The organism is Tabrizicola sp., assembly GCF_041919135.1.
In the GTDB taxonomy this organism is placed as follows: domain Bacteria; phylum Pseudomonadota; class Alphaproteobacteria; order Rhodobacterales; family Rhodobacteraceae; genus Tabrizicola.
The window spans coordinates 78,952-96,652 of record NZ_JAYRUJ010000011.1 but is presented as its reverse complement, the minus strand read 5'-3'; the positions used below and the strand labels follow the sequence as shown (position 1 = coordinate 96,652).

Here is a 17,701-nt window from a genome sequence, read left to right as displayed (position 1 = left end):
GAACGACCCAGACCAAAGGATAGTTGCATTACCCATTTGGCGCAAACCATGCCGCCAGATGGCGCAGGCTCACCGCAGGGCGTGCCCAATCGCCGCAAGGATCACGCCATTGGTGTTCAGATCGCTGTAATCCGGCATCGCCTGCATCGTGCTGGTGAAGACCCCGACCGAGAATCCCAGCCCCTCGATTCTCGCCTTGTCGCGCATGATGGCCAGCAGGGCGTCGCAATAGGGATGGCTGCGCAGCGCCGCCCAGAGGTAGGCCGACTTCGCGCTCAGCAGCTCGGCCCGGTCGCGGAACTCCTCGGTGTCATGCTCCGGCGCCTCGCCCAGCGCGCGCACCACCCAGGCCGCCGGCCCCAGCTGGCCGATCCGCAACCCCTGGTACGAGAACCAGGGCGCAAAGTTCAGCGGCGCTTCCGAGGCGCATTTCATCCGGCCGGTCGTCTCGAACCAGTCCAGCTGCGCGTCGAACAGCACTTCGGCGACCAGCTCCGCCTTCGGCTCGGGGCCCTGTTCGATCAGGTCCAGCAGCACCGGCTCCACGCCGACCGGGGCGATCGCCGCCACATCGTAAAGCACCCCGATCTGCCGGTCGGCGGCGCTGCCCGCCACCGCATCGGCCAGGGGCGAGACCAGCCCGAAACCCCAGGGCGCCAGCCCGCGCCGGATATAGGCCGTGCAATGCGAGGCGGTGGTGTCGATCCAGCGGCCCAGCACATGGCTGTAGGGCCGCCCCCCCGGCAGCGCCGCCGCCAGATCCCAACCCGCCAGAACCAGGGCCGCCCGCTCCCGTTCTAGCAGCCCCGCCGCCACCGTCGCGTCCAGCGCCACCGCAAAGCGGCCCGCATCGCAGATGTCGAAACCGGGCGTGACCACCGCCTTGTCGTCGGTGCGGAACATCGCGGGCGGCAGGGGGTGGCCATCGACCTGGGCCAGGGGCAGGTTGTCGACCAGAAGCGCCACGCGGGCGCGGGCCTCGTCCGCGCCGATCAGCGCCAGCTGGCGCGCGACGCGGATCCCGTGCAACTGGCTTGCCAGGTCCCACATCGTCGCCTCGCGGTTGACGATGCGCGTCCGCCCCTGCTGCACCGTCCCGGCGCAAAGCCCGGTCGCCGGATCGGTGAACCGCTCGATGAAGCGCCAGGCCAGCCGCGCATCCGCCATCAGCCGGGCGCGCTCGCCGGCGTCGGGGCCGCGCGCCAGCACCGGATCCGTCAGCCGGCGCCGCCGCAGCGACCAGAGGCGCTCCAGCACCGGCTCGGAGGCGACCAGATGGCTGGCCAGGCCGGGCAGCGTGTGAAAGAAGGCCTGCCGCGACTGGGCCGCCTGCAGGAACCGCTGCACCATCCCGGCGCGCAGCACGGGCTGCAGCACATGCTCGGGCCGGATCACGATGACATGGTCCTCCAGCGCCGAGAGCCGCAGCACGGCATCCGGCCCGGCCGGACCCAGTTCGCGCGGCGTCAGGCGCAGGCGGCCGTCCGCGCCGATCCCCTGGCGCGGCCAGACCGCCGGCTCGGCCGAAAGGTGCAGCGCGATCGCGCCCTCGTCCGGCCGCGCGCCGTCCTCGATGCATCGCGGCAGCGGCGGGCCGGGGTCGGTGGCGCCGGTGGCGCAGAAATGCACCGTGCCGGGCAGTTCGCCGAATTCCTCCGCCCGGCCCGCCAGCGTCAGCGGCACGCCCGCGCCCGCCAGTTCGCGCACGAAGGCCAGCACCGCCTCGCGCTCCTCCTGGATAAAGCCGGTCTCGACCAGAAGCGCCACGTCCAGCGTCAGGCCGGTGCCCGCGTACAGCCGGCGCCGGGCCGGGCTGGCCATGTCGATCCGGCCCTCGCGCAGGCCATCGGCCAAAAGCGCCGCGATCCCCGCCGCGCCCTCGGCCAGCCCCTTCGCCTCGCCCCCCGCCAGCGACAGCGCCAGAAGGACATCGCCCCCCCCGGCCAGCGCCGCCCCGATCCGCGCCTCCAGCCCCGGCGCATCCAGCCGGGTCCAGATCCCGCCGGTCGCCACCAACTCGCCCCGTCCGGCGACGGTGGGGGTGAAGGGCCCGTCGCCCGCGCGCAGATGCACCCGGAATCCCGCCCCGCGAAAGGCGGTGTGGTCGATGTCCGCGACATCGCCCCGGTCGACCAGCGTCACCACCGGAAAGCCCCGGTCCGCGGCCGGCCCCTCGGCAAAGGCGCGCACCACCGCGTCGCGCAACGCGCCCGCGCGGCGCAGCTGGTAATAGCGTTCGTTCCGCCCCGTCATCCCGATCGGCAGCGCCAGATCGAACAGCCCCGGCTCCTGCCGCGCCAGCCGCGCGAGAAGGTCGCACAACGGCGCATGCCCGACCCCCGGCGCAGTCAGCCCCGCCAGATCCGCCACACAGGTCAGCGGCAGCCCCGCCGCCAGGAAGGTCGTCGCGATCCGCTCCACCAGGCCCGGATCCATCCCCGGCCCGATCCCGTCCAACAGCAGCGAGACCTGCGCGACCTTGCCCTGCGCCCGCGCCGCACCGCCGATCACCGGCAAGAGGGCTACGCCGCCCTGCAGCAGCCGACGGCGGGTCAGGCGGATCATTGCCCCACCTCCACCTCGGACAAGGCATCGCGGACGGTCCGCAGCTCGATCAGGCCGCGCGCATCCAGGAAGGCGGCGCAGGAAAAGATCTCGTCCATCATGTCCGCCGACACCTCATATTCGCCCGGCACGCCCGGCGTGATCCCATGGAACAGCAGCACCAGCCAGGTTCCGTCCCGCGCGCTGGCGACCATCTCGCCGCAGACCTCGGCCGCGGTCATCGTGTTCACCACCTCCAGCCGCCCGATATGGCGCGGGTCGAGGGCGTCGCGCGGGTTGCGCCCGCCATGGCCCTGCCAGGACAGATGCGCCCGGAAATGCGCCATGACCACGTCCAGCGTCGCATCCGAAAAGGCCCCGAAGGGCGAGGAGAAGGAGACCGGCGCCACCCCGGTCCGCTGCGTGAGATCCGCGGCCGAGCCCGCGACCTCGGCCGCCATGGCGGCGGGGTCCATCTCCGTCAGCCGGGTATGGCTTCGCGCATGCGAGCCGATCTCCCAGCCCGCCGCCTGGAATTCGCGCACCTCGTCCCAGGTCATCGTCCAGTCCTCGGGCGCCCTCGTCTCGCCGATCAGCCCGGTCGGCACGAACAGCGTTCCCGCCAGCCCGTGTTTCCGCGCCAGGCGCAGCCCGTGCTCGTATTGCGCCCGCGAGGCATCGTCGAAGGTGATCGTGACCAGCCCCGTCGGCGTCTCGGCCCCGGCCGGGGGGCAGAGGGCCAGCAGCAGGGCGGCAAGGGCAAGGATCCTCATGGCGCGACCTCCATGACCACGCTCCGGCTCAGGCTGCTCTCGGCCGGGCCGGCGGTCTCGCTCACCCGCCCATCGGCGCGGATCACCCCGACATAGGGTTCCCGGAATCCGATCGCCGGGGCCTTGACCAGGGGCGACCCCGCGAACAGCGGCGCGATCGCCACCCCCTCGCAAAAGGCGCTGTCATGCACCACCACCGCAAGCGCCGCCTTGCGCGCCAGCCCTTCGGCCAGGGCGGTATGGAAAGGCGCCGGATCGGGCAGGCCGCCGCCGTCCAGCTGCGCGCAGCCGTCGAACCGGGCCAGAAGCCTTGGCGCCTCGCCCAGCTCGACCAGGTTCACCCCGCGCGCGAGGTCCAGCTCGCCCCCCGCCGACCGCAGCCCCGACGCCCCCGCGACATCGCCCGAGGATTCCACCTCATACCGCAGGATCGGCGCCGGTTTCAGCACATCGGTAAAGACCTCGGAGGCCCCGGCCTCCAGCACCGCCTCCAGTTCGGCCCGGCTGTTGATCGTATGCACCCAGGTCAGCACCCCCGTCGCCGCGCGCGCCCGCAGGGCAAGGCCCGCCTCCAGCCGCTCGGGCGGCATCACCAGGCCCGGCAGGTCCATCCTCGCCAGCCAGCCCAGCACCGCGTCGCTGTCGCCATCATACTGGTACAGCGTCCAGATCACGTCATCATATCCCATGTCGCGCACCCTGGCCCAGTCCTCGGGCTGGTAGACCTGCGGGATCAGACGCCCCAGCAGGTCCGGATAGGTCTCGGCGATCGCGCCATAGGCGTCCAGCGCGCCCGCCTTCAGGTCCAGCACGACCCGCACCCCCTCATGCCCGCGCAGCCAGTCGGCCAGGCTCGCCAGGGTGCAGGGATGCCAGGGGGCGGCCCTGGCCCGCGCCTCGAACTCGGCCATCGGCAGCGGCCCCGCGGGCAGCGCGCCGTCCTTGGCCAGAAAGCCCGCATCCCAGTCGTGCAGGCAGACCAGCCGTTCGTCCGAGGTCCAGGCCAGGTCGATCTCGATCAACTCGAAATCCCCGCCATTCGCCTCCAGCGCCTCATGCGAGTTGGTGTAGTCCATCCCGTTCCAGCGCCCCCCCGCATGGGCGATGCGCGGCAAGGCGTCCAGCACGCGCTGGCGGTCGTTCCGGGGCAGGCGCAGGATGTCGCGCAGATGCAGGCCCAGCGCCGTCTGCCGCGCGCCGGTGAATTCCTCGACCCGCCCGTCGCCCGCGATCAGCGCGACATAGGGCTCCTCGTACCACAGGTCGCGCCATTTGCTCAGGCCCGTGCCCGCGAACAGGGGCTCCAGCCCCGGCTCGATCTCGTAGCACACCACGCTGTCATGCGAGACGATGACATAGGCGGCATAATCCTTGCCAGCGGCTTCCATCGCCGCCTGGAACCCGCCCTCCAGCGGCACCTCGTCCACCTGCCGGCCGCCATAGCCGCAGGTATCGACATGGCCCAGCTTCACCGGCGTGCTGTCCGGGTTCAGGCCCAAAAGCGTAAGGCCCCGAATCAGCGCCACCTTCTCGCCGGTATCGGGATTCATCACCCAGGAATTCCCGGTCAGATACCCGGCCGAGCGGATCGCGACCTCGCCGCCCAGCCCGTTGGGCGGGGTATAGTCGATCACCTTCTCGGCGGCGAACTGGCGCCGCGCGGCAAGGTCCTGCCTCACCTCGTCGCGGAAGGGCGCCGCATCCGGCGCGAAGGCCGCCGCCAGCACCTCGGGCGCGACCGGCACCCCGTCCCCGACCGCGATCTGGCGCAGCCCGGGGCTGTCCAGGCTTCCCGCCAGCAGGCAGGTCTCGGCCCCCGCGGGCGCCGGGGTCGCCGCCAGCACCGAGGTGCGGGCGCAGCGGTCCAGCCAGGCGAACCGCTGGTCCCCCGGGAACCCCGCCACCAGTTCCGGCAGGGTGATGTCGGCGCTCAGGTCGAAATCCACCGCCGTCACCGCCAGCGCCGGGTTCAGCTGAAACAGGACCGGCACCTTCAGCCGCCGGTCGCCCAGCACCACCTCGCCCCCGGCGGCATCCAGCACCAGCCCCTCGGCGATCTGCGGAAAGGCCCACATCGCGGCAAGATAGCCCCGCCCCGCCCCGATCAGCCCGTCCACCCGGTCGCCCAGCGTCGGCCCGTCGGCCAGAAGGTCGCGCCCGAAGCCCAGCGCCGGCGTCGGCGCCCCCATGAGGCCCAGCACCGTCGGCCCGGTGTCCAGCGTGGTGCCCGGCTTGTCCACCAGCCGGGGCGCCAGGCCGGGCGCGAACAGCATCAGAAGATTGCGCCGCTCGCCCGACTCCAGCGCCTCGCGCGCCAGGTTCGGCATCGCCATATGGTCCGAGGCGACGACCAGCAGCGTGTCCTTGAAGGCCGGGTTCGCCCGCACATGCCGGATGAACCCCGCCGCCAGCCGGTCGGCGCAATGGACGGCGTTCAGGAACTCGTTCCCGCCGTCGCCATAGGGCCGGTCCGCGCAGGCGGCCGAGGCGAAGCCGAAGGGGTGATGCGTGTCCAGCGTCAGCATCACCAGCCCGAAGGGCCCCTCCCCCGCCGCCAGCGCATCGAAGCGGTCGGTCGCCAGGGTGTAAAGGCTGTCGTCGAACAGCCCCCATTCGTTGACATAGGCCGGATCGGGCAAGAGCGGCTGGAGCTGGGTCTTGCCCTCGACCAGGCCGAAGCCGTGGCTGTCGTAGAAGGTGCCCTTGCCGGCAAAGCCCAGGTCCGCCCCGCCAAGATAGGACAGGGCGTAGCCCTGCGCCTTCAAGAGGTCGCCCAGGCAGCTCGCCCCCGGCAGGAACTCGTCGAACCCCGCGCCCGAGCCGATCAGCGGCATCCCGCACTGGCTGGCCACCATGCCGGCAATGGTCCAGCCCGCCTCCTCGACCTCGCCCAGATCGGTGAAGCTGACCGCCTCGGCCTCCAGCGCCTTCAGTTCCGGCATCAGGCCGGGAAAGCGGGTCTCGTCGAAATAGCTGCGCTCGACCGATTCCAGATACAGGAACACCAGGTTGCGCCTTTCCCCCGCAAAGGCCAGCCGGCCGACCGGGACAAAGCCCTCGGGCGGCGGCCCGGCGCTGGCCATGGCGCCGTGCCGCGCGCTTTCCTCCAGCCGGACAAGGTCGCCCACCGCCGGATGCAACCACAAGGCGGCAGCCAGCAGCGCCGTCCCGGCCAGCCCGCGCGCGTGCCCGAAGCGCGGCGCCGCCGGGGTGCGGACCAGCCACCAGACCAGCCCCGCCGCCAGAAGGCACCCCGCCACCGCCGCCACCGCCGCCGCGATCAGCCCGTAGAAGGCCCCGAACCCGGCCGCCGCCAGCCCCGTCCGCAGATGATAGACCACCGAGGCGTCGATCCCCGAGCCGGTCAGCCGGTCCGCGACCAGCCAGGCCACCGACAGCAAGAGGCAGGCCAGCACCCCCGCCACCGCCAGCGCCACCCCGGCGCGAGAGCCCAGCGCCCGCCACCAGGCCGCCACCGCCAGGGCGGCAAGGCCCAGGCTAATCCACATCGGCGCCCCCGAAGGCAACGGAACGGTCGCGGCATGCACTCATTTCGGCGTGTGAGGGACCACCTCCAGCGCATCGCGGGCGGTCATCAGCCGGATGGCGCCCTCGTCGCGCAGCCGGGCGGCGCAGTCCAGCACGCCCTCGAACTGCGCGACCGAATTCTCGTATTCATAGCTCGGCACCTCCACCACCCGGTGCCAGATGTAGACCAGCCAGTACCCCTCGCGGCCCGCCCGTTCCATCTCGGCGCAGATCTCGTCCACCGACTTCTGGTTCGACACATGCTCGCGGTTGATGTGGTAATGGTCGGTCCGGTCCATGAGGTTGATCCCCTCGTTGCCCCAGCCGCGGAAATGCGCCTTGTAATAGACGCGCACCCGCTGCAGCACCCGCTCGTCGTAATCCCCGTTGGGCGAGGCGAAGGTCACCGGGAAGATGCCCGTCCCCAGATAGATCTGCGACGCCGGGACGCCCAGTTCCATCTCCAGCACCTCGTCGCTGGCCTGGCTCAGCATGTAGGCATGGGTATAGCCATGCGCGCCGAACTCCCAGCCATGGCCCGCCAGGCTGCGCGCATCCTCCCAGGTCATGTCCCCCGGCGCGCCGGTGATCGGCCGGGTCTGGCCGAACAGCGTGCCGGGAATCCCGCGCTCGAAGAACTCGGGCATCTGGTTGCGGAAGAACTGCGACGTGACGTTGTCCACGGTGAAGGTGACGATCCCGACCTCGGCCCCCGCCGGAGCGGCAAGGAGCGCGACCGCAAGACCGAAGGCCCGGGACAGACCGGAACGCCAAGGTCCGGGCCCGACTTCGGTGCGGGAAACCTCGCGCATGGCTACTCCCGGTGACGAATGCGACTCTGGCCCCGACAAGGGCCATGCCGCGACTCTAGCCGCGAGGGCGACTTTGGAAAACGGGAACTTGTTGCCCCGGCGCGGGATTTCCCAGGGCGCGGCCTTGCGCCGCACCCCAGGCCCGCCGGATCGCGGCCCCGGCACCCGGATCGGCCGCGAAGGCCGGGATCGACGGCGCGAACCGCCCGCCGGTCCCGGCCGGGATCGTCGCGCCGCCCTAGGCCGCCGCCTTCAGCGCAGCCGCGCGCGCCGAGCGGTAATACTCCTGCGCCGCCGCCACGCCCGAGCCCAGCCGGATCTCCAGCCCCAGGTCCGCCATGCACATCTCGGCCGTGGCCAGGCCCGACAGCATCATCACGTCGGTCAGGCTGCCCAGGTGGCCGATGCGGAACACCTTGCCCGCCACCTCGCCCAGCCCGGTGCCGAAGGCCACGCCATAGCGTTCCGCCGCATGGGCGACGATGGAGGTCGCGTCAAAACCCTCGGGCGTGCGGATCGCGCTGACCGTGTCGGAATACAGCGACGGATCCGCCGCGCACAGCTCCAGCCCCCAGGCCTGCACCGCCCGGCGCACGCCCTCGGCGATGCGGTGGTGGCGGGCAAAGACCGCCTCCAGCCCCTCGGCCAGCAAGAGGCCGCTGGAATATTTCAGCCCGTTCATCAGCCCGACCGCCGGCGTATAGGGATAGGCATTGGCGCCGTAGCCCCGGCTCATGTCCGCGATGTCGAAGAAGGTCCGCGGCAGCCTGGCCGTGCGCGAGGCCGCGACCGCCCGCTCCGAAAAGCCCAGGATCGCCAGCCCCGCCGGCAGCATGAAGCCCTTCTGGCTCCCCGTCACCGCGACATCGACGCCCCAGTCGTCAAAGCGGAAGTCCATCGACCCGATCGAGGACACGCCATCGACGAACAGCATCGCCGGATGCCCCGCCGCATCCATCGCCCGCCGGATCGCCCCGATGTCCGAGCGCACGCCGGTCGCGGTCTCGTTGTGGGTGGCCAGCACCGCCTTGATCTTGTGTTCCTTGTCGGCGGTCAGGATCTCCTCGTAGCGCGCGGCCGGGATGCCCTCGCCCCAGGGGGTCTCGACCACATGCATCCCCAGCCCGTGGCGCTGGCACATGTCGATCCAGCGGTGGCTGAACATCCCGTTGCGCGCCGCCAGCACCGTGTCGCCGGGCGAAAGCGTGTTGGTCAGCGCCGTCTCCCAGCCGCCGGTCCCGGTCGAGGGGAAGATGAAGACCCGCGCGCTTTCCGATTTCATCACCTTGCGCACATTCTCCAGGCAGGGATGCAGGATCGTGCCGAACAGCGGCGAGCGGTGGTCGATCGTCGGCATGTCGCAGGCCTTGCGGACGTCCTCGGGCATGTTGGTCGGGCCGGGGATGAAGACGGGGTTCTGGAAGCTCATGGCGGATCTCCTCTGTTCGCTGCACCCAGCCTAGCCGCCCCCCGGCGCGATGCAATTTTTTTGAAAAACCATTTCAGAAATGCGATTAACGGAAAATACCCATACTTGTCATATACTTCCGTTTTTCATATCCTGAACCGAATTTTCACTATCCGGGAAAAGTTTCATGCAATCCCCCCGCAAGGCCCGTGGCCGCCCGCGCGACTGGAACGACGATCCCGACCAGAACACCATCAAGTCGCTGGACCGCGCGATGGATGTGTTCGACTATCTCAGCCAGGCCCAGGGCAAGACCCTCTCCGCCCTGGCCGAGGAGACCGGCCAGTCCCCGGCCACGATCTACCGCATCCTCACCACGCTTCAGGGCAAGGGCCTGGTCGAATTCGACGCCCAGGAACAGCTCTGGCACATCGGCCCCCGCGCCTTCGTGATCGGCGCGCGCTTCCTGCGCCGCACCAGCCTGGTGGAACGCGCCCGCCCCGTCATGCGCCGCCTGATGGAGGACACCGGCGAGACCGCCAACCTCGGGATCGAGAGGGAAGGCGCGGTCCTCTTCCTGTCCCAGGTCGAGACCCATGCCTCGATCCGCGCCTTCTTCCCGCCAGGCACCCTCTCGCCGATGCACGCCTCCGGCATCGGCAAGGCCCTGCTGGCGCAGATGGAACCCGAGCGGCTGGAGCGTTGGCTCTCCGCGCGTCCCCTCCAGGCCTTCACCGAACGCACCATCACCGATCCCGCCGCCCTGCGCGACAGCCTGCATCAGGTGCGCGCCCGGGGCTTCTCGCTGGATGACGAGGAACGCAACGACGGCATGCGCTGCATCGCCGCGCCGGTCTTCGACGTCAACCGCGAGGCGGTGGCCGGGCTTTCCGTCTCGGGCCCGACCAGCCGGATCAGCCTGCGCCAGCTCGACAGCCTCTCGCGCCCGGTGATCGAGGCCGCCGCCCGGCTGACCGAAGCCATCGGCGGCGCCGCTCCGGATTGAAGGGGACACAAGGCCGTGACTGCGGCATGGTTGCGCATTGCCCCCGCCGCCCGCAGGCGCAAGACTCCGCCCGACGACGCTTCATCGAAATCGAAGGCAGACCATGACCCACCTCAGCCGCCGCACCGCCCTTCTGGCCCTTGCCGCCTCCGGCCTCGCCTTCCGCCCCGCGCTGGCGCAGGCCGCGCCGATGCTGCGCGTCGTCAAGGACCCGAACTGCGGCTGCTGCGAATCCTGGGTCGAGATCCTGCAAGCCGAGGGCTTCGCCGCCAAGGTCGAGCTGATGGAATTCGACGCGCTCCAGGCCCACAAGGCCGCAAGCGGCATCCCCGCCGCGATGGTCTCCTGCCACACCGCCCATGTCGAGGGCTATGCGCTGGAAGGCCATGTCCCGGCGGCCGACATCCGCCGCCTTCTCGCCGAACGGCCCCAGGCCGTGGGCCTCGCGGTGCCGGGAATGCCCTTCGGCTCGCCCGGCATGGGCCCGGAGAGCGAGCGTGAGGCCTATGAGGTCCACCTGATCCGCAAGGACGGCACGACCGAGGTCTTCAGCAGTTACGACGCCGCCTGAGCGGCAGGGGCGCGGCGCTCAGTCCGCGTCCCCCGCCACCTGGCTGAGGACCGAGCCGCGCCCGCGCAGCCGCATCAGCATCGGCACCAGCAGGAACACCGCCGAAATCCCCAGCAGCACCGCCGAGACCGGGGTCGAGACCAGCGTGCCCCAGTCGCCCTGCGCAATCGCCAGCGCCCGGCGCAATTGCTGCTCCGCCATCGGGCCCAGGATCAGCCCCACCACCACGGGTGCTACCGGATAGCCGTAAAGCCGCATCCCATAGCCCATGACGCCGAACAGGATCAGCATCCCCAGCTCGACGGGCGAGGGGTTCACCCCGATGGTTCCCAGCGTGGCGAACAGCAGGATCCCGCCGTAAAGCCAGGGCCGGGGGATCGACAGGAGTTTGATCCACAGCCCGATCAGCGGCAGGTTCAGCACCACCAGCATGACGTTTGCGATCAAGAGGCTGGCGATCAGCCCCCAGACCAGTTCCGCGTTCATCACGAAGAGAAGCGGCCCCGGCTGCAGCCCGAATTGCTGGAACCCCGCCAGCATGATCGCCGCCGTCGCCGTCGTCGGCAGGCCCAGCGTCAGAAGCGGCACCAGCGTCCCGGCGGCGGCGGCGTTGTTCGCCGCCTCCGGCCCCGCCACGCCCTCGATCGCGCCATTGCCGAACTCCTCGGGGTGCCGGGTCAACTTGCGTTCCGCCGCATAGGACAGGAAGGACGCCACATCCGCGCCCCCTGCCGGCATCGAGCCGATGGGAAAGCCGATGAACGTGCCCCGCAGCCAGGCCTTCCACGACCGCCGCCAGTCCTCGCCCGTCATCCGGACGCTGCCCTTGACCTTGTGCATCCCGTCCGGCGGCTGCAGCGTCGCCGCCACCGCCAGCGCCTCGCCGATGGCGAAAAGCGCGACCGCCAGCGTCGTCGTCTCGATCCCGTCCATCAGCTGCGGCACGCCATAGGTCAGCCGCGCCGCGCCGGTCAGCCCGTCGATCCCGACGCAGGCCAGCGCCAGCCCGATGAACAGCGAGGTCAGCCCCCGCAGCGTGCTGTCCCCGAAGGTCGCCGAGACGGTGACGAAGGCCAGCACCATCAGCGCGAAATACTCGCGCGGCCCCAGCATCAGCGCCAGCTTCACCACCTGCGGCGCAAGGAAGGCCAGCAGCAGCGTCGCGATCAGCCCCGCCACGAAACTTCCGATCGCCGCCGTCGCCAGCGCCGGACCCCCGCGCCCGGCCCGCGCCATCCGGTTGCCCTCGATCGCGGTGACGATCGACGCGCTTTCCCCCGGCGTGTTCAGAAGGATCGAGGTCGTCGAGCCCCCGTACATGCCCCCGTAATAGATCCCCGCGAACATGATCAGCGACCCCGCCGGGTCCAGCCCGTACGTCACCGGCAGCAGCAGCGCCACCGTCAGCGCCGGCCCGATCCCCGGCAGCACGCCCACCGCCGTTCCCAGCGTCACGCCCACCAGCGCGTAAAGCAGGATCATCGGCTCCAGCGCCGTCGACAGGCCCTGCAGCAGCAGCGAAAAGCTCTCCATCCCACTACCCCCGGAAGATCAGCAGTTCCAGCGGCCCGCCCGGCAGGTTCAGCTTCAGAACCCGGTCGAAGACGCCATAGATCACCAGCGCCAGCACGAAGCCCACGGCCACCGCCTTCCACAGCGGCCGCTGCCCGAAGCCCCGCGCCGTCATTCCGAACAGCAAGGCACCCGAGATCACGAACCCCACCACATGCAACAGCGCCAGTTGCAGGCCCAGCCCGCCCAGGATCCACATCACCGGCGCCGGGGCCTGCCGCGGCGGCCGCGGCAGGTCGCCGCGCAGGCCCGCGACCACCGTCATCACCGCCAGCCCCAAGAGCCCATAGGCCACGATCCGCGGCACATCCGCCGGACCCACCCCCGCATAGCCCCCGTCCTGCTTCAGCCCCGCCGCGTCGAGCAGGAGCATCGCCGCCAGCCCCGCAAGGCCGCCCGCAATGACGAACGCCGCCCACCTGGGGCGGCGTTCCAAGGGAAATCCCTCGCTCATTTCACCAGACCGATGTCGCGCAACACCGTCTCCGTCGCCGCGATGTCGGCATCCAGCTGCGCCGCGAAGGCATCCCCGGCCAGATAGGTGTTGGTCCAGCCCTTGTCGGCCAGCATCTTGGTCCAGCCTGCCGAGGCGTTCAGCTTCTCGATGTCGCCCGAGATCTTCGCCACCTGCTCCGGCGTCAGCCCCGGCGCCGCCGCGACCATGCGCCAGTTCTCGACCACCACGTCAAAGCCCGATTCCTTGATCGTCGGCGCGTCGATCCCCTCCAGCCGCTCGGCCGAGGACACCGCCAGAAGCCGCATCGTCCCGGCCTTCACCTGCTCCTGGAACTCGCCGACCGAGGAGACCCCCGCCGTCACCTGGTTGCCCAGGATCGCCGCCATCGCCTCGCCGCCGCCCGAGAAGGCGACATAGTTGATCTTGGTCGGATCGACCCCGGCCGCCTTGGCCAGCAGCCCGACAAGGATATGGTCGGTCCCGCCCGCCGAACCGCCGGCCCAGCTGACCGAGCCCGGATCGGCCTTCATCTTCTCGACCAGATCGGCCAGCGTCTGGATCTCCGAGGCCGCCGGGACCACGATCGCCTCGGTATCCCCGGTCAGCCGCGCGATCGGCGTCACGTCCTTCAGCGTCACCGGCGCGGCATTGGTCAGGATCGCCCCCACCATCACATAGCCGCCCACGATCAGCTTGGTCGGATCGCCCGCGCTGTCGGCCACGAACTGCGCCAGCCCCACCGTGCCGCCCGCACCGGGGACGTTCACCACCTCGACCGAGGGCGCGATGCCTTCGGCCTGCAGCACCTCCTGCATGGCCCGCGCCGTGCCGTCCCAGCCGCCGCCCGGATTGGCCGGCGCCATGATGGTATAATCCTGCGCAAAGGCCGGAACTGCCAGCGCAGCCGCAAGGGCCGCGCCAAGGAACGCGTGTTTCATCTGTCTTCCTCCCATGGGGCGGCACGGGGCCGCCAGACCTCCCCGGGGCTCCCCCGCCCCGGAACGCCCTTACAGAACCACGGCAACCTGTCACCAACCTGACATGTTCCGCGCCTATTCGTGGCTCTCCAGCGCCTTGCGCCATTCCGCCAGCACCCGCGCCCGGCTGGCCGCGTCGAGATAGGCCAGAAGCCCCGGTGAGACCGGCACCGGCCGCAGCCGCGCGCCCAGCGCCTCCTGCATCGCCGCCGCGCTGTCCTTGCCCGAAACCTCCAGGCTGACGGCCGGCAGCCGCAACCGCTCGGCCAGCACCGTCTGGCCCTCGCGCGACATCAGGAACTCGAGGAAGGCCTCGCCCAGATCGGGGGCCGCCGCCGCCCGCGGCACCAGCGCCACCCGGCTGACCACCACCACATAATCGCGCGGCAGCACCAGCCCCAGGTCCGGCAGCCGCAACGCCTGATCCGCCGCATAGGACCCCAGCACGTTGTAGCCCAGTCGCAACCGGCCGGCGTTCACCCCCTCGATCACCTCGCGCGAGGTCGGAAAGACCTGCACCCCCGCCCGCCCCATCGCCCGCACCAGCGGCCAGAGGTCGGCGAAATGCTCCTGGTCCCGCATCAGGAACAGATAGCCCACCGCCGAGCGCGCGATGTCATAGGTTCCCACCGCCCCCTTCGGCGCCGTCGCCAGCCAGTCGATCAGCGCCGCCCGCGTGTCCGGCGGTCCGTTGGGGAACGAGGGCTTGTGGTAGACGATCACCGCCGGCTCGAAGGTCAGGGCAAAGACCATGTCCCGCCAGCCCGCCCAACCGGGCCAGTCCTGCGCGCCACGAACCTGCACCGGGCGCGCATAGCCGTCATTGGCCAGCTTCACCGTCACGTCCATGGCCGAGGAGAACACCAGGTCCGCCGTCGCCCGCCCGGCATCGGTCTCCGCCGTGACCCGTTCGGCGATCTCCCCGGTCAGCAGGTCCTCATAGCGCACCGCCACATCCGGGGCCTCGCGCTGGAAAGCCTCGATCAGCGGCCGGGCAAGCGGGGAATCCAGCGAGGAATAGACCACCAGCTCGCGTCCGCCGCCCTCCGGCGCGGGAAAGACCACGACATCGCCCCTGGCGGGCAGGGCAAGGCAGAGGAGCAGGACGAACGGCAGGCGCATCGCGGCAGACTAGCGCATCGCCCGCGTCCCGAAACCCTCCTCGTTCGACTTCGTCTCCTCGTCGGAGCGGCGAGGTCCCGGACAAACGCGCCCGCCCGCGAGGAGGGACGAAGTCATCGACGAGCATCCCCGCCCGCGAGGAGGGACGAAGTCACCGACGAGCACCCCGCGCCCACGAGGAGGGACGAAGTCATCGACGAGCACCCCGCGCCCGCGAGGAGGGACGAAGTCATCGACGAGCACCCCGCCCGCGGGGAGGGACGAAGTCACCGACGAGCAGCCCCGCCCACGAGGAGGGACGAAGTCACCGACGAGCGCCCCGCGCCCACGAGGAGGGACGAAGTCACCGACGAGCACCCAGCGTCCACGAGGAGGGACGAAGTCACCGACGAGCAGCCCCTCGACAAGGGACGACATCATCGACGAGCAGCGCCCCCCGCGAGGAGGGACGGGCAGCCTCCCCGTCCCGCCTCGCGCCCTGATTCGCCCGTCATGGTTAACCTCCGCCGGACCCGCCCCGCGTCTGGACAGGTGCCAGACGGATGCCAGACGGGTGCCAGACAGGTTCCGCCCTGGCAAACCCCAGGATTAACGCCGCGATTCCCGATGCTTGCACCCCCGGCCCCTCGGTCCCGGCCGTGGCCCCGTTAACCCTTCCGCAACCTTCCCGTCCGCCTTACCCTCCCCCGATGCGAATCCTGCTTGTCGAGGACGACCTACCCCTGGCCGAGGCGCTGACCACGCTGCTTCTTGGCGCGGGCTATGCTGTGGACGTGACCCACGACGGCCTCTCTGCCGAAGCCCTGATCGGGGCCGAGCGGTTCGATCTGGTGATCCTGGACCTGAACCTGCCGGAAAAGGACGGGCTTTCCGTCCTGCGCTCGCTTCGGGCAAGGAAGAATCCCGTTCCGATCCTGATACTTACGGCGCGGGGCGAGCCTGCCGAGCGGGTGGCGGGCCTTGACCTCGGGGCCGACGACTACATGGTCAAGCCCTTCGACGTCCGCGAATTCGAGGCCCGCGTCCGCTCGATCCTGCGCCGGCAGGCCGGCCTGCACGCGGCCGAGCTGCACATCGGCGCGGTCCGTTTCGACATGACCGCCCGCCGCTTCAGCGTCGGGGAGGAGGAACTCGACCTCCCGGCGCGCGAGCTGGCGCTGCTGGAACTGTTCTTCCTCCGCGCCGGGCGGGTGGTCGGAAAAGAGGCGATAGTTCAATCGCTTACCTCGCTCGACGACAGCCTTTCGGACAATGCGATCGAACAATACGTCAGCCGCCTCCGCCGCCGCCTGCAGCCGCACGGCCTGACCCTGCGCACCGCAAGGGGGCTTGGCTACATGCTGGAACGCCCGGCCGAGCATGGCTGACCACCCCGCCTCGCTCCGCCGCTCGATCCTGGTCTGGCTCCTCCTTGCCACCGCGGCCATCGGCATCCTCGCCCTCCTCGACACCCGGATCGAGGCCCTGCGCACCGCCCGCGAGGTCTCGGACCGCGTCCTCGTCGGCTCGGCCATGGCCATCGCCGAGGGCGTCACCGTCGATGCCGAGGGCGGGCTGGCCGTCGCGATCCCCTTCTCCGCGCTCGACATGCTGTCCTCGACCGCGCAGGATCAGGTCTTCTACCGGGTGGATGGGCCCTTGGGAATCCTCACGGGTTATCAGGACCTTGCGCCAGCCGCCCTTGCCGCCGGGCAGGAAACCGGCCTTGCCGACGGCACCCATGGGGGCATCGCCGTGCGCACCGCAACCATCCTGCGCGAGCTGACCAGCGGCGAGGGGAGCCTGCCCTTCACCGTCACCGTGGCCGAGACCACCCGGGCCCGCGACGCGCTTGCGCGGTCCATCCTCACCCGCTCGGCGCTGCGCATCGCCGGGCTGATCGCCGGGGCGGCGCTGGTCGCCTGGGCTGCGGCGACCTACGCGCTGCGCCCGCTGGACCGGCTGTCGCGCGCAATCGCCTCGCGGGCGCCGCACGACCTGACGCCGATCGCGACCGATGCCCCGGCCGAGCTGCGCCCGGTGCTGGACGCGCTGAACGGCTTTCTGGCGCGGCTGCACAAGGCCATGGCGGCATTGCAGAATTTCGCCGGAAACGCCAACCACCAGATCCGCACGCCGCTGACCGTGGCCCGCACCCAGCTGGCGGTTTCCACCAGGACCGGCGGCCGGAACGAGGCCCTGGACAAGGCCGACGCCGCCCTGGTCCGCATCGAGCGCGTGCTGGAACAGGTCCTCCTCCTGGCCCGGGTCGAGGCGACGGGGGCCCGTCCCGCCTTGGCGAAGGTGGATGTCGCCGCGCTTGCGCGCGAGGTGACGGCCGAGTTGATGCCGCAGGCCCTGCGGCTGGGCAAGGATCTTGGTTACGACGGCCCCGACCACGCCCCCGCCGCCTCGGAGGAGGTCCTGCTGGGAGAGCTATTGCGCAATCTCGTTGACAATGCGTTACGGCACTGTCCGCCGGGGACGCTGGTCACGGTTCATTGCCAGCCGTCCGGCAAGGGCCTGCGGCTTTGCGTGACGGACAACGGGCCGCCCCTCTCCGGGACCGAGTTCGCGGCCCTTTCGGCGCGGCTCGATCCCACGACCGGCGAGACCGGGCCACGCAGCGGGCCGCATGGGCTGGGCCTGAGCATCGTCGCCGAAATCGCCCGGGCCCTGCGGACCCGCGTGCGGGTGGAACGCGCGGGCGAGGCGGGAGGGCTGGAGATCTCGGTGATGCTGGCGGAGGCGGGCTGAAGGGTCAAGCCATTGGTCAGGCCAGATTTTCCGGCTTCAGCCCCAAGCGGGGACGGCCCGCCGGCCCAACCGCCGCATTGGCCCGGGTGCGGGGTCTGTCCGGCATCGTGACGCTTGCATGCGGCGCTGACCCATGTCTCGGGCCGGTCGATATGCCCGCATTCCTTTCGCTGACCGGGCCTATGGCCGAGATGG

13 protein-coding genes are annotated in these 17,701 nt (G+C 70.7%); 4 read left to right on the top strand and 9 right to left on the bottom strand.

The features are described 5' to 3' along the window. Positions 1 to 69: 69 nt before the first annotated feature. From ACE3UA_RS10460 to bhcA, 5 genes are all read right to left on the bottom strand, one after another. Complete coding sequence (locus tag ACE3UA_RS10460; protein ID WP_374644822.1) at positions 70 to 2,565, bottom strand: DUF3131 domain-containing protein; 2,496 nt, start codon at positions 2,563 to 2,565, stop codon at positions 70 to 72. Then, positions 2,562 to 3,317 (bottom strand): polysaccharide deacetylase family protein, encoded by a 756-nt coding sequence (locus ACE3UA_RS10455; protein ID WP_374644820.1) that lies wholly within the window; start codon positions 3,315 to 3,317, stop codon positions 2,562 to 2,564. The genes ACE3UA_RS10460 and ACE3UA_RS10455 overlap by 4 nt, the downstream gene beginning before the upstream one ends. Further along, entirely contained in the window at positions 3,314 to 6,826 is a 3,513-nt protein-coding gene (locus tag ACE3UA_RS10450; protein ID WP_374644818.1) for a sulfatase-like hydrolase/transferase, read from the bottom strand. Before ACE3UA_RS10450 ends, ACE3UA_RS10455 begins: the two co-directional genes overlap by 4 nt. Before the next feature lie 39 nt (positions 6,827 to 6,865). Further along, entirely contained in the window at positions 6,866 to 7,657 is a 792-nt protein-coding gene (locus tag ACE3UA_RS10445; protein WP_374644816.1) for a polysaccharide deacetylase family protein, read from the bottom strand. Positions 7,658 to 7,895: 238 nt separating this feature from the next. Beyond that, positions 7,896 to 9,086 carry an L-aspartate--glyoxylate aminotransferase BhcA gene (gene bhcA, locus ACE3UA_RS10440; protein WP_374644814.1) on the bottom strand — a complete coding sequence of 397 codons (1,191 nt, stop codon included), beginning with the start codon at positions 9,084 to 9,086 and terminating at the stop codon, positions 7,896 to 7,898. A 166-nt stretch (positions 9,087 to 9,252) separates the two neighbouring features. On the opposite strand from bhcA, the gene bhcR reads away from it, so the two are divergent. After that, positions 9,253 to 10,071, top strand: a complete 819-nt coding sequence (gene bhcR, locus ACE3UA_RS10435; RefSeq protein ID WP_374644812.1) for an HTH-type transcriptional regulator BhcR — start codon at positions 9,253 to 9,255, stop codon at positions 10,069 to 10,071. A gap of 103 nt (positions 10,072 to 10,174) precedes the next feature. Next, positions 10,175 to 10,642: a DUF411 domain-containing protein gene (locus ACE3UA_RS10430; RefSeq protein ID WP_374644810.1), complete on the top strand. Its 468-nt coding sequence runs from the start codon at positions 10,175 to 10,177 to the stop codon at positions 10,640 to 10,642. Between the two features lie 18 nt (positions 10,643 to 10,660). Here the strand turns inward: ACE3UA_RS10430 and ACE3UA_RS10425 are convergent, their stop codons facing one another. The 4 genes from ACE3UA_RS10425 to ACE3UA_RS10410 form a co-directional block, all read right to left on the bottom strand. Further along, positions 10,661 to 12,175 carry a tripartite tricarboxylate transporter permease gene (locus ACE3UA_RS10425; RefSeq protein WP_374644808.1) on the bottom strand — a complete coding sequence of 505 codons (1,515 nt, stop codon included), beginning with the start codon at positions 12,173 to 12,175 and terminating at the stop codon, positions 10,661 to 10,663. A 4-nt stretch (positions 12,176 to 12,179) separates the two neighbouring features. Next, positions 12,180 to 12,650: a tripartite tricarboxylate transporter TctB family protein gene (locus ACE3UA_RS10420; RefSeq protein WP_374644806.1), complete on the bottom strand. Its 471-nt coding sequence runs from the start codon at positions 12,648 to 12,650 to the stop codon at positions 12,180 to 12,182. A 14-nt stretch (positions 12,651 to 12,664) separates the two neighbouring features. Then, complete coding sequence (locus ACE3UA_RS10415) at positions 12,665 to 13,609, bottom strand: tripartite tricarboxylate transporter substrate binding protein (RefSeq protein WP_374644804.1); 945 nt, start codon at positions 13,607 to 13,609, stop codon at positions 12,665 to 12,667. 114 nt (positions 13,610 to 13,723) lie between these two features. Continuing rightward, a complete protein-coding gene (locus ACE3UA_RS10410) occupies positions 13,724 to 14,770 on the bottom strand; it encodes an ABC transporter substrate-binding protein (protein WP_374644802.1) in 1,047 nt (348 codons plus the stop codon). Positions 14,771 to 15,459: 689 nt separating this feature from the next. Here ACE3UA_RS10410 and ACE3UA_RS10405 point away from each other — a divergent pair. Continuing rightward, positions 15,460 to 16,137, top strand: a complete 678-nt coding sequence (locus ACE3UA_RS10405) for a response regulator (RefSeq protein ID WP_374644800.1) — start codon at positions 15,460 to 15,462, stop codon at positions 16,135 to 16,137. Continuing rightward, on the top strand, positions 16,130 to 17,506 hold the full coding sequence (locus ACE3UA_RS10400; RefSeq protein WP_374644798.1) for a sensor histidine kinase N-terminal domain-containing protein: 1,377 nt from the start codon (positions 16,130 to 16,132) through the stop codon (positions 17,504 to 17,506). The genes ACE3UA_RS10405 and ACE3UA_RS10400 overlap by 8 nt, the downstream gene beginning before the upstream one ends. Positions 17,507 to 17,701 lie beyond the last annotated feature (195 nt).

Excerpts from the sequence above, each read along its gene's own strand:
- ACE3UA_RS10460 (WP_374644822.1), bottom strand. The coding sequence starts at position 2,565 with ATGATCCGCCTGACCCGCCGTCGGCTGCTGCAGGGCGGCGTAGCCCTC.
- ACE3UA_RS10455 (WP_374644820.1), bottom strand. The coding sequence starts at position 3,317 with ATGAGGATCCTTGCCCTTGCCGCCCTGCTGCTGGCCCTCTGCCCCCCG.
- ACE3UA_RS10450 (WP_374644818.1), bottom strand. The coding sequence starts at position 6,826 with ATGTGGATTAGCCTGGGCCTTGCCGCCCTGGCGGTGGCGGCCTGGTGG.
- ACE3UA_RS10445 (WP_374644816.1), bottom strand. The coding sequence starts at position 7,657 with ATGCGCGAGGTTTCCCGCACCGAAGTCGGGCCCGGACCTTGGCGTTCC.
- bhcA (WP_374644814.1), bottom strand. The coding sequence starts at position 9,086 with ATGAGCTTCCAGAACCCCGTCTTCATCCCCGGCCCGACCAACATGCCC.
- bhcR (WP_374644812.1), top strand. The coding sequence starts at position 9,253 with ATGCAATCCCCCCGCAAGGCCCGTGGCCGCCCGCGCGACTGGAACGAC.
- ACE3UA_RS10430 (WP_374644810.1), top strand. The coding sequence starts at position 10,175 with ATGACCCACCTCAGCCGCCGCACCGCCCTTCTGGCCCTTGCCGCCTCC.
- ACE3UA_RS10425 (WP_374644808.1), bottom strand. The coding sequence starts at position 12,175 with ATGGAGAGCTTTTCGCTGCTGCTGCAGGGCCTGTCGACGGCGCTGGAG.
- ACE3UA_RS10415 (WP_374644804.1), bottom strand. The coding sequence starts at position 13,609 with ATGAAACACGCGTTCCTTGGCGCGGCCCTTGCGGCTGCGCTGGCAGTT.
- ACE3UA_RS10410 (WP_374644802.1), bottom strand. The coding sequence starts at position 14,770 with ATGCGCCTGCCGTTCGTCCTGCTCCTCTGCCTTGCCCTGCCCGCCAGG.
- ACE3UA_RS10405 (WP_374644800.1), top strand. The coding sequence starts at position 15,460 with ATGCGAATCCTGCTTGTCGAGGACGACCTACCCCTGGCCGAGGCGCTG.
- ACE3UA_RS10400 (WP_374644798.1), top strand. The coding sequence starts at position 16,130 with ATGGCTGACCACCCCGCCTCGCTCCGCCGCTCGATCCTGGTCTGGCTC.